The sequence below is a fragment of the Microcoleus sp. BR0-C5 genome, assembly GCF_036705045.1.
Taxonomy (GTDB): domain Bacteria; phylum Cyanobacteriota; class Cyanobacteriia; order Cyanobacteriales; family Microcoleaceae; genus Microcoleus.
This window is the reverse complement of sequence record NZ_JAUBTR010000108.1, coordinates 1-15,556: the sequence shown is the minus strand read 5'-3', so window position 1 is coordinate 15,556 and position 15,556 is coordinate 1. Positions and strand designations below refer to the sequence as shown.

Here is a 15,556-nt window from a genome sequence, read left to right as displayed (position 1 = left end):
GATTTTAAATCACCCTAACCTTCCTTCAGTCTTGTCTTATGGTACTCTGGCTGCTTAAAAACTGTCCGGAGTATTGTATGAAGATGTCGCGGGTTTGTGCCTCAGAATAGTCGTGGGTATCTGGCTGGGTGGTGCTGGCTTTCTTGACTGCTGCCAATTCTGCCCGTACTTGTTTGAGTTCTTCATCAAGTGCATTCTTGTCTGCTAGAAGTGTTGAGAGCTTTTCATCGCGATCGCGTAGTTGAGTTTCTAGTTTCTGAAGTTGTTCAATGGTTTGCTTAGGAACTGGTGCAGTCTTAGGTAATGCGTCAAAGCTGAAGGTAAGCCCCGCATTTGGTTTGTTGCGTCCATAAATGTGTGCTAACCAATATGTAACATGAAACAACTCCCGTACAGCATTTATAGCATCATTAACCGAGATAGGTCTGGCGCTGTGGACTGCCGAATTTCCTAGTTTGATAATGACTCTTGCTTTGTTAAATATTGCTTCACCTACTAAGTTTTTAAAAGTAGGTTCGTGAATCAAGGCGCTTAAACTATCTTGATAAGGCAGTTCTAGGGAATTATCGTATTTATATAACCAATTTACGGTTAACTCTAAAGTTCGACGGGCATAAAAGCAGGCAGTGCGAGGGTCTGGATTTACTGCATCAACTGCTTTCTTGGCCGATTCATAAATTGTAGGGAATTCAGCTTGGAGAAAGGTAAACTGGCTCATATATTTATGTAGGCATTTTGCGATAGTTCTGTAAATCGCTATCTAGTGACCAGATAAAAACTTCACTCATGGAGAACTTATTACAGGCCTTATGATATTCCTGAATGATGCTGAGATCGCCGAAACTTGTTCCTTCTTGTTTATTAGGAGCTTTGTTTTTGCCAGCTTCATCGGGGAACTGGTCAATCCACTCCAGTATCTCTGCTGTGCTCGGGAATGTAGTAGGCCTCCAGGGAGCTTCGCCTGTGAATGCTTTTTTAACTTCTTCAACAAAACGTTTGGCGGTTTTCCTTCGTAGTGTGCCGTCCCCGTTTTGGGCGATGTGGTTGCCTGTTTCGAGTATGGTGGCCATCGGCAATAGAAAAGTACAGCCAACTTGAGAATAGGTCTTAAAATCTTCGAGGACTGATGCTCTATGCTGATTATAGTTGGGGACGTTGAGTATTTCGAGGAATATGCTGGTATCTATCAGGCAGATACTACTCATTGCCGTACTCCTGCAAACGAGACAGCCATTCCATAGCTTGCTGTTTTCTGTCTTCAGGTGTGTGCGGTGATTTGACGAATCGATCGACTACCCCAGCAGTTACCAGTTGACCGAGCGGCCCCTGAGATATCAGACTAGGAAAATCGTACATTTCCCCAAGCCGTACCAGGCGACTATCTCCTGACTCTGGATTGCGGTAACAAAACACTACATCACCCAGGGCAGCATCAGGTAAGGCATCCATTAACGCGGGGTTATGAGTCGATAGCAGCACTCGCAATTTACGACGTTCGGCAATATCTCGGATGCTGGCGAGTAAATGTTTAGCGCGGTTGGGATGAACACCGTTGTCGATTTCCTCGATTACCACTAAACTACCAACGGGTGCCGATAGCATAGCTGCTGCGATCGCCAACACCCGCAAGGTGCCATCAGATAACAATGCCGCCTCACAATAGCGACGGGTATTGCCAAATGTTTCTGCTAATTGCACCATGACTTCATCCCGTGGGCCGAAAAGGAAATCTAGCCCATCTATAGCCTGTTCTGGTAAGCTCTGGATAAAGTTGAGAATTGCCTGTTGATTTTCGGCTTGGTTCTCCCACAAGCGATACAAAACGCTGGAAAGATTGGTGCCATCTTCTTGTAATCGCTTATCAGATTTGAAGCTGTACTCGCGCATTCTGGCGGGGACGGGATCTAAAAATAGGATATTTTGTAAGACTTTTTGATATTCGCGGACGGTTTCAGGAATTATTTTTTGGGATTTGGGGTACTTTGCATCAAAATGGGCAGGGGTGTCTAATTGCACGAATATAGCCATCTGATCGCTGCACGTTACTCGTGGTTTGTTCTTCCCTTTTGTAAAGTTGTTATATGCCACACCAACATCAGTCCCTACTCCTTGAGAAGGCTGATCTAGGTCATATAGCGGTACTGGACTTGTCGAGCCAACGATTCGCTCACTAATAATGTGCAGTTCTCCGTCACGCACATTCAGGGTTATATCGAGTTGGTTCCAGTCTGGGTAGTCTAAACGGCAACCAATGGTAAAATTTGACTCTCCCCGATGGCACAAGTCATTTACTCGACCGCGTACAACGCGCTCTGCACTATTCACCGCATATTGAATGCTAGAGAGTTTTTGCCCTTGTGCTAGCCATGACAGAAAGCGCAAACCTTCAAGGGCGTTACTTTTGCCTGCGGCATTGGCTCCTATTAATACGGTTAGCGATCCAAGGGGTAAGCGGCTTGTGCTGTAACTTTTGAAGTTGGCGAGGGTAAATTCCGTTAGCATGGCGTTCATGTCATAATTCTCCTCTAAATGCTCGATGTTGGAGGGAGGCGAAGAGGGCATCGAGTTCTGACAGTGAGGCACGGTGTGCTGCTTTAAGTTTTTCTACAGCTTTGACGCGGTGGGCAAATTCTTTTTGAAGTTCAAGAGGGGGAAGGGTCACAGGAATTTGGCTAACAATTGTTTTATTTAAATTAGCCATTGTGACCCCTTGCGAAACTTTTTCCAGATATTTTTTTATTGATTGATTTGACAAAATAGAAAATAAGTAAATTGGATGTATTAATGCGTTCTTTTGTCGAATAAATAAGCTACCAGTTCCACAGAGCCATCCATGTTCATTTTGGGAGACAATTGCACAGCGCCCCATTTCTCCCCTTCTTCCTAAAATTACATCATCAGCTTCAAGATGATATTGACTAAGCTGTTGATGCTTTTCATAGGAAATTGAAAAAGATGTGTTAGGAAATATTTTTCCATCTTGAATATGCGTTGGATTGATCAATGGAATGCCATTATCTATGTAATCTTCTTCATGGAGTTGTGTGCCAAATGGACCAATTTGAATCCTTTCAGCACATTCATCCATATTTCTGACTTCCCAACCCTTCGGATTGCTCACTGGATCGCCGAACATTTCTAGAAAGATGGCTTGGATGAGGGTATCGAGTTGTGCGATCGCCTCCCGACGTTTAGACCTGAGTTCTTCCGCGCGATCGAGTACCTCTGCAATTCGGTGTTGTTCTTCTAATGTTGGTATGGGGATTTCTATATCTTGAAAACGTCCCTTTGGCAGAAGAGGCAAGGTTGTAGAAGCTCCTTGATGTCGAATCAGGGATTCAAGCGTTCGACAGTAATGAAATACGTATCGAGGAAAAACAATATCTTTGTCACATACCAAGGCATTAATCTGTTGATTAGTTGCTAATTCTGTTCCAGAAAAGCCAACTTTTCCGATCGTTGCACCAATACAGCAAACTAAAACAGCTTCAGCAGGTAAAAGCCTTGCTTGCTTTACTCCATCATCCGAAAGACTTTTAGGGCTTTGAGTAATTGACTCCACTCCACCTAATTCTGCTGGGCCTATAAATGGGATGGAACCTCCATAATACTCAGGATGGCTTGTTAATGGGGTTGTACCTGTAATAACCTCAGCCACTTCTTTGAAAGAACGAGTTGGCCATGAAGGGGGAAATTTATGTCTCATCCTAATATTTCCTCCAATTTCTCCATCCCCTGCTGAATCTCCGCCTCCAGCTTTGCCAAATTAGCGAGGATGTCTTTGGGTGCGCGATGTTCCACCTCTTCATGCACCACTTCCTTATAACGATTCAAACTAAGATCATACCCCTGAGTAGCAATATCAACCTTTGGTACACAGAAACTCTGAGCCGTGCGGAGTCGCTCTCGTTCTGTAGTATTCCGCAGTTGCCAACGACTCAACACATCCGGCAAATTATTCTTAGTATGTTCCTCTGCTGTTAACTGGGCAGTCGGTACAGCACCTAATTTGTCTTCAGAAAGCAAAGGCGCTCTTTTATCGTCCAAACTCCACCCATCAGCATCCAAATCGTAGAACCAAACAAAATCAGTTCCACCAGAGTTAGTTTTAGTAAATAGTAAAATCGCAGTAGAAACACCCGCGTAGGGCTTAAATACACCACCAGGCAGAGATATCACAGCATCAAGCTTCTGCTCCTCCACCAACAAGCGTCGCAATTCCTTATGAGCCTTAGAAGAACCAAAAAGTACACCATCCGGTACAATAACCGCAGCCCGTCCCCCAGGCTTGAGCAATCTTAAAAACAGAGCAACAAATAATAACTCAGTCTTCTTGGTTTTGACGATCGCCTGCAAGTCCTTAGCCGTATTCTCATAGTCCAACGACCCAGCAAAAGGCGGATTAGCCAGGACAAGGGTATAAGATTCTTCATCACCAGAATGTTCCTGTGCCAGCGAATCTTTGTAACGCACATCGGGGTTTTCTACACCATGCAAAAGCATATTCATACTGCCAATCCGCAGCATGGTATTGTCAAAATCGAACCCGTGAAACATCTGATGAAAATGTTGTTTCATCTTGGCATCGCGCAAAATTTCCGGGTAATGCGATCGCAGATATTCATTAGCAGCCACCAGAAAACCGCAAGTTCCACTAGCTGGATCACAAATCACATCGCCTGGGCTGGGTGCAGTCAGTTCCACCATCAACTGAATAATGTGGCGCGGTGTGCGAAACTGTCCGTTCTGTCCAGCGGAGGCAATTTTGCCCAACATATACTCGTAAAGATCGCCTTTAGTGTCCCTGTCTTCCATCGGTACACCATCGAGCAAATCCACCACCTTAGAAAGCAGGGCCGGTGTCGGAATTGTGAAGCGGGCATCTTTCATGTGGTGCGCGTAAGTCGAACCATCGCCTCCCAAAGTCCGCAGGAAAGGGAAAACATGATCGTTGACGACCTCAAACATCTCCTTCGGTGCAAAATTCTTGAACCTCGACCAACGCAAATCATCGTAGGAGCGTTTTTTGATATCTTCCCCTTCTGGGAAAATCCGGCGTTCCATTGGGCGCTTGAGCCGATTAGCTTTGTTTTCTTCCAGAGTATGTAAATCGTCGAGACGACGCAGAAACAGCAGATAAGTAATCTGCTCGATGACTTCGAGGGGATTGGAGATACCACCGGACCAGAAGGCATCCCAGATTTTATCTATTTTACTTTTGATTTCCCCAGATATCATATTGCGCTTTCTTGTCCCATAGATAATTCTAAAAATTAGGGCGATTATCAGTTTAGCTTGGATATGGTTTTGCTGGAAATATGCAGCCCAAATCTATCTGCTGCTTGTACTTCAGTTTGAAGGTTTGCGATCGAAGGCTTAGCTCGTCTATGCAAGTAATATTTGCAGGGGAAAGTTCCGACTAAACAGACAACCTTCGGAATTTACGATCGTTCACCAGCCAGCACTTGCCTCATCATCACTCAACCGCATTAGACAAACTCTCAAACCACCATACTAAGGTACGGACACGATCGAGCGCTGAAGCTAAGCGATCGTCATCGCCCATCCAATCGCCATACTCCCCATGCTCGCCCGCCCCCCACACAATGATGTACTCTAGCCCCGGATCGATCTGCACGCCAAACCCACCGCTAGAGAAGTTAAATATGGCGTAAAGGTGGTTTGGCTGAACACACCATCGCAAGAAAGCGACGCTTGTCGCCAATGCTGGGAATTCGTTGAACATTTCAGCGAAGAAGCGTTGACTGAATTCAGGGGCGTCGGCTAAAGCAATGTCTTGTGGCTGGCTATTCCACTGGCCCTCTGTCTCACGGCCACAGCGAGGATGGTGTTCTGGAAACTTGTCCATATCTCGTAACTGTAGGGGAAAAAGAAACCCGGCCTTGCTTAATCAGGGTATGAAAAAAATAACTTGAAAATCCCGAAGTTTTGTGAATACTGGTTTCTCTGACTTGCATATTTAGCCCTTCATACCCTAAATCAGCAACGCCCTTTACCTTTGGCTTCAAATCAATTCTACAGTTTCACGCTTGCATCGCCCACCGTCTCGGGCTATAGCTGTGCTGACATAACGCATCTCAAGAGCTAATCTCAAAGTTAGTTCTTTACCGCAATTGCTCATGGGTAGCCAATCTACAGCCAAAACTATCTTTCTGGTCGCCTCTATGGTGGGCTGGCTTATCGTTGGTGCATCTTTGATGTATCTTTTTCCGGTCGTCGCAGATTGGTTAATATCCTCCGATCGCACCCATCTATGGATGCAGACCCTCAGCCGTAGCGGTTACAATCCTATGCTGGCTTGGGTAGGAGGAGGCATCACTCTGGTTATTACCGTGTCGGGGTATATCCTCTGGCATCAGAGGTTTGAAGGCAAGATTTAGAGCGATGGTCACAGATCGATTTTGGAGCGATCGAGTTCTGAGTTCAAAGAAGTGTGGGAGGTCTTTGCGGTGAAGCGTAAAAAAAGCCTCCCAAGACGACTATCAGAATTTTAGATATTTATGAGTGCTGGTTTGATATACAGTGCTTACTTTTTGGAAAACAGCGAGTGCTATATTTCTGAAAGTTTGGGCTGCTGTAAAGCAAGATAGTAGTAATGAATCTGAATTGACAACACTTAGTAAATTCTCAGTAATTTAGCCTTGAAGTTTCTGCTAGATTGCCTTTAGCTCTTAATAAGAGCATGGATAGTAGAGATTGAAAACTTAACTTTTATTTACAATATGCTTTCTATTTTATCTACTTTACGTCAAGTCTCTTCTCATTTGCAAGAGCGCTTGATTCAACCCCTCGCTGTGAATCCAGCCTACGAAGCCACCGTAAATCATTTTGCCATCGCGATCGGCTAAAAAAATGTGATCGACGCCGAGGGGGTTTTTCCAAGCCCTAACCGCTGTCCCATCCCTAAGTCTGATAATCGGATTGGAACTGTTAAAATCCCTGTGGTGTGCTGGTGTCATCCCTGGGACAGCTTCTAAAATGGCGCGAGCCTCCCTAGTAACATCTGAAATGTTGGCAGCGCTGGCTGTTGAACAGCCACATCCATCTGTCACAGTTTGCTTGAGCCTTTCTTTGATATCGCCATCAAACAATGATAATTGCTCAATCTCATCTAAAAGTTTCCCGTGTGGCTCAGATAAGCGCCTTTGGCAATAAATTGCTGTCAGCAAGTCCTCTAACCCTAATTTTGTCAGAGCATCTGCAATCAATCCTGTCAAACCTAGTACGGCCATGCCTCCGAGCATTCCTGCCGGACCACCTAGAAATGCTAGAGCTGCTGTGATTGCAGCCGCTCCTGTTAAACCTGTCGCAGCCATCGTTACTACCAGGATGATACCTGGTAAACCCAAAGCAGCTACTTTCTTGACGACTTCATCCATTTTACCAACCTTCGCTGTTGCTTTCTTTCCTCTACCAACCAGTTGCCAGCACGAAAAACCTGTTAGCGCAACAAGTTATTTATTATATCCTGACCTTGCCCTAGCAGTTTCGAGTCGTAGATGGGGGAAATTAGATTATCCTGATGGAGCTGTAGCGGTTCCAAGTCATAGATCAGAAATTTGAGTTTCCGCGCCTAGATTTTTAGTGGTACACCCGCCCTGTCACGGCAGAAATTGTAGAATTAGGTGCTGAGTGTTGTCACAGGTTTTGACAATAGACGGGGTTGCAAGCTTAACAAACCCTCAATCTGCACCTGAAAATTCTCACGGGTTGGGTCGAATTCAGCTCACGTCCCCGTCGGGAAATTTCTCGCTCAAACTCTGATTGAAATAATACTGACACCAAAATTCTGCGACTTCCAACAACTTAGGTACAGATTCAGCAACGATACCCGAACCCGACTGCAATCCATAGCCTTCTACATATTCTCTAGCTAGTTTGTAAGTCCAATAGGGAAAATCTGTCTCTACGAAACACCGCAGTGCATACTCTAGCTTGAGTAAATCTCCGCTGCGGACAAAGCGCACCGTTGCCCACCTAAAATTACGGTAGTCATCCCCTTGCAAGCCATCAATGTCTCTCAATAAGTTTCTGAGAGATTGCCTGCTTTCGTAACTAGGATTTTCTAAGTAACTTTGCATCTGTGTGATTGCCTCATCCACTAACTGTTGTTGCTGTTCCCATTCTTCATCTGTGAAATGTTCTGGACAAATTGCCTGATTTATCTGCTGCTGCACCAGTCGAGCAATGTAGAGCGCAAACTTTTGGGCAGCAACTTCATCGGTGCACAAACTTTTGATACTCGTCAGCCTGGTTATCGGTATGGCAAGTCGAGCTTTTTCAACTTCCTTAGAGGCTTGAATCCACTTTTGGATTTTCTTAGCGGTAGCACGTTGTTGGTTGTTTTGTTTCATGCTCAATTGCCGACGCTTAATATCCTGATTGAAGCAACGCTCCAGAGAGCAAATCTGTTAGTTTGAGTGTAACAGCCCACTGGTTTAAGTAAGCGAGATCGAGTCGTTCCCCTTGCACCTTCAAAACTCCCAACACATCCCTCCACTGCTTTTGGGAACCGCCAGGAATTAGTTTATACCAACTGAGTTTTTGCAGGACGATATCTTCGGGCGAGTAGATGTAGATTCCCTGCTCTGTTAAACCGCTAACAGGGTAAAGTTGACGACGACTCATCACCAAAGCTGAAAAAGGGTCATCGCTGCTCATCACAAAAATGTCTGCTTTCTCCATAGAAGGCAAATATATAACATTGAACGATGATTCGCGGGGTGCTGTTTTTGACTTAGCGATTGCTTCAGTCACAGCCGACTCGCTGATGTAAAACTCACCTGACATGGCATCAATTAGTTTCTGTGCTGTTCGCGATTCCAGGTCAATCACTAAGTCCAAATCTTGCGTAGATCTGTTTTCTCCCAACAGCGAACTTGCCACCGAACCTCCCACCACATAGGGAATATTCAGCGGTAGCAAGATCCTGGCTATTTTTTGCGCTAATTCGATCGGATCTGCAATCCCCAGTTCACCCCAATCTTTACTGTCTGATAAAACTGCTATCCACTCAGCGCCCAAGCACCTTTTAATAAATTCTTGCCGAACTTTGGCCTCAGTAGCATTGGGATACTGGTTCTTTATTCCAGATATTGCCAACCTTCGCACCGCTTGATTGAAAGCGCAAGTCCGCTGTACTTTTTGTTGGGGCGTTAACTGTCGCAATAGCTGAAACATCAGCACATCCGCCTCAATACTGGTATCGATAGATTGTGGCTTGTATCCTGACTTGACTGTGACTGTTGGCATTGGTGGCATGATGCAATCTTGCTCCCAGGCATAGATTTCAAAATTATATTACAGAATCCAAGTTTTTCAGACCGCTTTATAAAAATAATATTTTTCCTTAATTATAATGAAATTTTAACCATGAAAAGACTTGCTATAATGATGTCCAAAGCAAAGGCAATAGTTACCAGAGCTACTAACCATGTGGCAAGGTTTAGACGTTGTAAGGTTTAATTATCCAACGACCAATTCTGATTAAGACTTTTTTAAACAACTGTTCTTGAGAGATATGATGATATGGACTTAAATCAAACGTCTGGCAATCACCGATGGCGAGGGCGACTAATAAAAGCTGGAGGGGGTATTCTACTAATCTTCGGCACAGGTTTAAGCGTTTTTACCTGGAAACTCTTCTCGCCACCTTCTGTTGACCGACTACCACTTCCCAAAACTTTAGTTTCTCTAGAATCACCCGAAGGGCGACAGCTACTGAACCAGAGCAACAGCAAACAGGATTTTCAACCGCTTAGCACCCACATTGAAACTCAAAAACGTCCAGCATATTGTGGTGTGGCTAGCAGTGTGACGGTTCTGAATGCACTCGGCAGCAAAAAACAGGGATATCGCACCCTAACCCAAGACACCTTTTTTGACGGTCAAACCCAGAATATCCGTTCTTCTTATGCCGTCACTTTTTCGGGGATGACTCTGGATGAATTAGCTGCCTTACTCAGAAGTCACAACGTCAAAGTTGAGGTCTACTATGCGTCGGAGACAACACTTAACCAATTTCGTACCCAAGCTAAAGCCAATCTTGCCCGTTCCGGCGACTATATAATTGTGAACTACCAACGCTCGGTTTTGGGTCAGGGTAAAAGTGGGCATATTTCCCCCCTTGCTGCCTATCACGAACAAAGCGATCGGTTTCTGATTGAAGACGTAGCCAGTTATAAATATCCGCCTGTATGGACTTCTACTGAGAATCTTTGGAAAGCAATGAATACTACTGATTCAACTTCCAAAAAGACACGGGGCTATCTAGTTGTGCGCCAGTAAAATAGAGAGTTAGGAATTGCATAGCGGGGCTTCAATCACTTACTCAAAAATGGCAAGAATGCGGGTGCGACCAAAAGGAATTGGAACATTATGCTATCTTTGATTTGAACTTTATCAGTTTTAAAAAGCATTATGTCTAAACTTTTTGCCATTGTTGTAGCAACCATTCCAGAGTATTACGACTACAAAATCGCTCATCCAGAACACGACCAAAATCAGGTAGCTTGGTTTCGCGAGCAACAGGAAAAAGGAATACTACTGTGCTGTGGCCCGTTTTTCCCCCATGATGGAACGGGGCTTTGGGTGATTCAGGCAGAAAGTGTGGAAGAGGCTCAAACAATTGTTAACAGCAGCCCCCGTGCGCGGGATGGTATGTTAGCAGAATCTACCAGAGTAGTGGAGTGGCAGGTGCATATTGGGCGTGAGCGTTTTGAGGATAGTAAATAGGCAGGGGCTATTTTGGCAGCGGGATAAACTCTGTCTCTTGAGGAACCTGACCAAAGCGTCCCTCTCTCCAATCGAGTTTGGCTTGCTCAATGCGCGAGTGCCGGCTCGAAACAAAATTCCACCACTTATGCCGCTCGCCGACAGGTTCACCGCCAATCACAATACAGCGAGCCTTGCCTGAAGCAGAAATGTTTACTTCAGTGCCGGAAGTGAGAAGTGCCAACCGATGTTGTTCCAAAGGCACTCCATGAATAAGAAGTCCCTCTGCTACGCTGTAAAGCGCTTGTTCGCTGTAATGACTCGTACCTTCGATATTACGATCAAAAACTTAGTTAAGATTTTGGAAGAGTAGGCGATCGCTAAAACTAGGAAGTAGAGTGATAGCTTGGCGGATTAGGGTACTGATGGAGGTAATTGCGGGGTTGACTGTGGGTGACTTAACTCGATTGAAACTCCTAGTTTCTCAGAAAGTTCCAGAACATTATTGCTAAAGTCAGCCGCTCCAGCTAAAACTCCAGCACTCATCGTAGCAAATGCCAGCAGGGCAACTAAGCGGGTTTTAATTCTCTGGGGTTTTCGCTTGTCAGGAGTATTGATGTCCTCTTGCAAGTCATCCAGATGAACTAATGCTTCTTCACGTTCGGCTTCGGGGAATTCTTGAGCCATATCGCGGAGAGAATTGATTACCCTAGTAATTTCATCAACATTCTGTCCAATATTTTGGGAAAAGCTGGAAACACTACCACTGCCACTCTGAATAAAACCAATACTAGAATTGGGAGCCTGGATGGTGGTTTCGTTAGTAACAGATTCATTTTGATTGTGAGTCATATTAACATTGCTTCCTATGATTATGGTACCTTTATTATTATTACCTATGTATAGACCAGAGTGTATCCGGATTTGTTTATAAATTTCTTCTTCTAGAATGTTAGTATCAGAACGCAATATGGACAAAGCTTGTAAAAGCATCTGCATATTGTGTTTATTAGATGCTCCAATATCAGATTGCCTAGCAAGTTGAGCTTGCAGGTGCTGAGTGACTGTATGAACATTGTCGCAGGTAGTTTGGAGCCATTCTACACATTTCTGGGGATTATCACAGATTTGTTCACACTCATTCCATATTAACTGAAAAGTTTGAGCGATGGCTCTTTTTAGGGCAAAGAAGAGGAGAGCGGCTCGCGCACTATCCTGTACGGAGTTAGAAAATTCAATACAGTGTTCCAATAATGCTTGCTCGATTGATCGTTCTAATTGAGTTAATCCCAAAGTTTGGGCAAGAGTGGGTTTAATGCTACAAAGCCATTTGGCTAAAGCAAGGTCATCAACAGTCATAGCCTTGACTAAAGGCAAAGTTCTTGCTCTCCAATTCACTGAGAGGATGCTTGCAGCATAAGCACTGAGCAAAAATGTCCAATGATCACTCTGGATTAATCGTTGTTCTCCTTGGGTGAGGATATCTCGCAACCATTTTGAATGATCGGGCTGACTTTTGTAGTAGTGGCTAATGCCTAAAGTAATACCAAGCAATTCTGTAGGACGATAGAAAAACGATGTCCGATCTGCGGGAAAATGGTTCCGACCAGATAATCTAGTTAATCCATTGGCCCAGCTTTCGAGAAAATCTTCACTAAATTGTCTGCCACAGGCAAGACTATAGCCTACGGCTGCCAGAACAGGTGCTTCACTAAAGCGTTTGGGTGAGAGTTTTGTTATGTCTATATCGTTGGCTACTTCAAAGGAAATATCACTGTTTGTTTGATGAAAAACATAGTTAGCAAAACCGCTTTCTGGTGATTCACTGTGATAGTTCGCCTGTAAATACTGTGCAATGCTTTCTAACTGAGAATTGAAACAGTTCCTAATTACATCTATCATAGGAACCATTTACTTGCACGAAGTTTGATATTGAGCATTGCAGGCGACCATCCCCGAACATTCTTTAGGCGAGCGAGTAACCCGGCAATTAGTTCAGAGTAATAGATGGTTACAGGATCGGATGCGGGTAATAATGATTTCCAAGACAACGAAGTAAACTTCAGCACTTGTTCGCTGAGATAGGTCAGGTCGCGGTAAGTCGATTGAGGATGAAGATTAATGAGTAACGGGGTCGGTAGAGGTGTGCTGGATCGTTTAATCAGCTTCGATCCATTTGTACTCAGCAAGCGAGTGTAGCGCCCAAGTTGCAGAATAGTACCTCGTTCTGGTGCATAAATACCTTTGCGTTCGCCTTCTTTTACGTTAACACCCTGTTGAGATTTATCGAGCATTGTGAATGGGTGATCGTGGGAGATCGTTAAAAACGCGAATTCAACATTTTGTTCGTTACCGACTTGAGCGACACACTCAGCAATAATATTAGCAACGTCAACATCTTTAAGTGGTCTCGCAGCGTGAAATACCAGTCTTACCGTATCATCTGGTTGCCAGCCGTTGCGATTCTTTATTTCCTGCAAGATTGAGAGAGTGGAATTCCTTAATATACTAGGATATTCATCATAAGTACAGTCTTTAGACAAATTCCCCAAAAGGTAATTACCATCTCCTCGAAACACTGTGGTAATTCCCACAAATCGCTGTTGTTCCGTAAATCTACTACCTGATAATTCGCAAGTGCCAACACCAATAACCAGTTCATCATGAATAGTCAGATCGTGATCTACAGTCCAAGGTACACCATTCATTTTGGCATAAAGTGCAACCGTCAAATTTTGTAAAGTGTATTGCAGCTCATTTTTCGATTGATTAATTGTGGCTAAACGAACCTCTTGAACGGGAATACCTGCCATTAATAGAAGTGATTTGGAGTGGAGGTAGGGATTCTCGGAATCTGGTAGCCGTGTATGGTTATCCAGAAGCACCACCATTGCGGCATCAGGCATAATCTCTCGACTAGCTAAAGTTCCTTCAATTGTTTCCCTATAAACAATGGCGGCTGGATTGTGTGTATTTTTCAACCACGGAAGGGGTTCTAATGTAAATTTTGGGTTAACAAGACCAAATATTTTTGCCAATCCACCAGTGTACCGGGATGTTTCTTGCCACTCTACATTTCCATCCTCATCAATTTTTTTCTTCTTAATGCTGATACCGTCACGTAAGGTAACGAGAAATTTTTCAACTGCACCTTGTGCTGTATCTGGGAAAAAGACAATTATTTCTGGAGTCTTCTTAGAAAAAGTTTGACGGCTGAATGGTCCATATTGATCGATGCCAAGCCAAGCATAAGGTGATCTTTTAGTCCGTGCTGCATCAAAGCAATACTCAACTGATGATGCTGTAATTACAGACTGATATTCTTTCGTATTTATCGCTGCAATGCGCTCGCCAATTTTTCCCTGCAAATCTGGTGCGATATTCAAAGGGGAGTGATGGGCTAAAAACTCGTGCATTTTAGTAAGAGTGGTATCAACCGCAGGACCAATCAATAACTTACTCTCCTCGTTACTAAGCGCCGATTCAAAATTTTTGTACTTGTCGCCCAATATTGCTTTCAGACAACTACTAAACGAAGCTTTAGAGCCTTCTAGCCAAACTTCTTCCTCATGAATAGAGTCTATTTTGTCAAAGAATTCAGAAAGAGAAACAATTTTGTCTGAAAGCCGCTCAATGCGCCCAACTAAGCGTCGCTGACCAGGAGTACATTGACGGCGAACGACATATAAGTCTCGAAGCTCAACACCCTCATTTTGAAGTGTGCTTAGGGATGCCTGAATTTGCCAATTAGTTTTGAGGCGAAGAAATAATCCAATATCACTTTCGTCATTATGGAGTTCAACAATCTTGGATTCGAGGATATACTTGGGAAAGATTTTGAAACAAGAAATAAGTTTAGGTAAATCTGGAATACTGTTGCTAACGGTGCTGATAATTTCTTTTTTTTGAGCAAGGAAAGTAAACGGTTTGCGCTTTAAAGGATTATATTGTGAGAAAATATCTGGTAGTAAATAGCTTATCCTACTGGTTAGAAGTTGTAAATGTTCGTTACAGTTCAAATCCTCCAGTTGACCAAAGGGCTTATAGGGATTGGCGAGTTTGGGAATACCGTACAGTTTGCCTTTTCGCCAGTGAAAAAACCACTCATCTCCCTGTAATTCTATAAAACTCTTTAATTCCTGGCTATCCGGTAGGTTTTGCACATATGCTTTGAAGGTTTGTGCAGAGAGTTCTACCTTAAAACCGTTGAGCTTAATATCCAATTTACTCATAAATATACTTATACTCAAATAAACTTTTTATGATTTGTATTATAGGTAATTACTCAATAATATGAACGTGATAAAACTGGCATTATTGGAAATAATATTATATTTCAAGGATGTAATTTTATACTATAAAATGAGTCTTGTATATTATTTTAGCGTTGAAAACTTATAGGTATCCTACATAAATAAAGTAGTGATTACCGTACTTGCCTCTACTGCGATCATCTATAGTTGTAGTAATGCACCTAGTCTAAGCTGAAATAATTTATAGCTGCAGTGTAAGCTCATCTAATTTGGTATAAATTGTATTTAGCAAAAAGGGCAAGATATAAAGGAACATCCTGTCAATAGCGGTTCTTTTGAACCCATTTGAGATATTTTGACGATGGACAGACAACGGGCGATGGACAGATAACGGGCGATGGACAGATAACGGGCGATAGACTCGCAGCCTCAAAGATGTCAAATGGGTTCTATACAAATAGCTATCTCTAGAGAGTTATAGCAGTGACTTGTTTAAACCCACATTCCGCAGGTCTTTAAATAGAATTGATGGTTATAAAATTTAAAAATTCAAGCCTGAAGAGATTACT

15 protein-coding genes are annotated in these 15,556 nt (G+C 43.5%); 3 read left to right on the top strand and 12 right to left on the bottom strand.

Annotation, left to right across the window (positions count from 1 at the left end; genetic code table 11):
- Positions 1-25: 25 nt before the first annotated feature.
- The 6 genes from QUB08_RS29575 to QUB08_RS29550 all read right to left on the bottom strand — a co-directional run bounded on the left by QUB08_RS29575 (position 26) and on the right by QUB08_RS29550 (position 5,869).
- Positions 26-718 carry a DUF4145 domain-containing protein gene (locus QUB08_RS29575; RefSeq protein ID WP_333229565.1) on the bottom strand — a complete coding sequence of 231 codons (693 nt, stop codon included), beginning with the start codon at positions 716-718 and terminating at the stop codon, positions 26-28.
- Between the two features lie 4 nt (positions 719-722).
- The gene (locus QUB08_RS29570; protein WP_333229564.1) at positions 723-1,205 is read right to left on the bottom strand and encodes a hypothetical protein; all 483 of its coding nucleotides are present in this window, start codon (positions 1,203-1,205) and stop codon (positions 723-725) included.
- Positions 1,198-2,562, bottom strand: a complete 1,365-nt coding sequence (locus QUB08_RS29565) for an AAA family ATPase (RefSeq protein ID WP_333229561.1) — start codon at positions 2,560-2,562, stop codon at positions 1,198-1,200. The genes QUB08_RS29570 and QUB08_RS29565 overlap by 8 nt, the downstream gene beginning before the upstream one ends.
- On the bottom strand, positions 2,513-3,706 hold the full coding sequence (locus QUB08_RS29560) for a restriction endonuclease subunit S (protein WP_333229559.1): 1,194 nt from the start codon (positions 3,704-3,706) through the stop codon (positions 2,513-2,515). Before QUB08_RS29560 ends, QUB08_RS29565 begins: the two co-directional genes overlap by 50 nt.
- Entirely contained in the window at positions 3,703-5,238 is a 1,536-nt protein-coding gene (locus QUB08_RS29555; RefSeq protein WP_333229558.1) for a class I SAM-dependent DNA methyltransferase, read from the bottom strand. Before QUB08_RS29555 ends, QUB08_RS29560 begins: the two co-directional genes overlap by 4 nt.
- 238 nt (positions 5,239-5,476) lie before the next feature.
- The gene (locus QUB08_RS29550) at positions 5,477-5,869 is read right to left on the bottom strand and encodes a hypothetical protein (protein WP_333229556.1); all 393 of its coding nucleotides are present in this window, start codon (positions 5,867-5,869) and stop codon (positions 5,477-5,479) included.
- A gap of 316 nt (positions 5,870-6,185) precedes the next feature.
- Here QUB08_RS29550 and QUB08_RS29545 point away from each other — a divergent pair, with 316 nt between their 5' ends.
- A complete protein-coding gene (locus QUB08_RS29545) occupies positions 6,186-6,401 on the top strand; it encodes a hypothetical protein (RefSeq protein WP_333178684.1) in 216 nt (71 codons plus the stop codon).
- Between the two features lie 363 nt (positions 6,402-6,764).
- On the opposite strand, the gene QUB08_RS29540 is transcribed toward QUB08_RS29545, so the two are convergent.
- From QUB08_RS29540 to QUB08_RS29530, 3 genes are all read right to left on the bottom strand, one after another.
- A complete protein-coding gene (locus tag QUB08_RS29540; RefSeq protein WP_333229554.1) occupies positions 6,765-7,400 on the bottom strand; it encodes a hypothetical protein in 636 nt (211 codons plus the stop codon).
- Between the two features lie 342 nt (positions 7,401-7,742).
- Positions 7,743-8,375: a hypothetical protein gene (locus tag QUB08_RS29535; protein WP_333229552.1), complete on the bottom strand. Its 633-nt coding sequence runs from the start codon at positions 8,373-8,375 to the stop codon at positions 7,743-7,745.
- Between the two features lie 16 nt (positions 8,376-8,391).
- Positions 8,392-9,282, bottom strand: a complete 891-nt coding sequence (locus QUB08_RS29530) for a hypothetical protein (protein WP_333229550.1) — start codon at positions 9,280-9,282, stop codon at positions 8,392-8,394.
- Between the two features lie 267 nt (positions 9,283-9,549).
- On the opposite strand from QUB08_RS29530, the gene QUB08_RS29525 reads away from it, so the two are divergent.
- Both QUB08_RS29525 and QUB08_RS29520 read left to right on the top strand, forming a co-directional pair.
- Positions 9,550-10,308, top strand: a complete 759-nt coding sequence (locus tag QUB08_RS29525; protein ID WP_333229549.1) for a phytochelatin synthase family protein — start codon at positions 9,550-9,552, stop codon at positions 10,306-10,308.
- Positions 10,309-10,440: 132 nt separating this feature from the next.
- Positions 10,441-10,755, top strand: a complete 315-nt coding sequence (locus QUB08_RS29520; RefSeq protein WP_333229547.1) for a YciI family protein — start codon at positions 10,441-10,443, stop codon at positions 10,753-10,755.
- Between the two features lie 7 nt (positions 10,756-10,762).
- Here QUB08_RS29520 and QUB08_RS29515 read toward each other — a convergent pair whose 3' ends face one another.
- From QUB08_RS29515 to QUB08_RS29505, 3 genes are all read right to left on the bottom strand, one after another.
- Positions 10,763-11,068 (bottom strand): pirin-like C-terminal cupin domain-containing protein, encoded by a 306-nt coding sequence (locus QUB08_RS29515; RefSeq protein WP_333229567.1) that lies wholly within the window; start codon positions 11,066-11,068, stop codon positions 10,763-10,765.
- 80 nt (positions 11,069-11,148) lie between these two features.
- Positions 11,149-12,636, bottom strand: a complete 1,488-nt coding sequence (locus QUB08_RS29510; RefSeq protein WP_333229545.1) for a hypothetical protein — start codon at positions 12,634-12,636, stop codon at positions 11,149-11,151.
- Positions 12,633-14,966 (bottom strand): Piwi domain-containing protein, encoded by a 2,334-nt coding sequence (locus tag QUB08_RS29505; protein WP_333229543.1) that lies wholly within the window; start codon positions 14,964-14,966, stop codon positions 12,633-12,635. Before QUB08_RS29505 ends, QUB08_RS29510 begins: the two co-directional genes overlap by 4 nt.
- Positions 14,967-15,556: the final 590 nt, after the last annotated feature.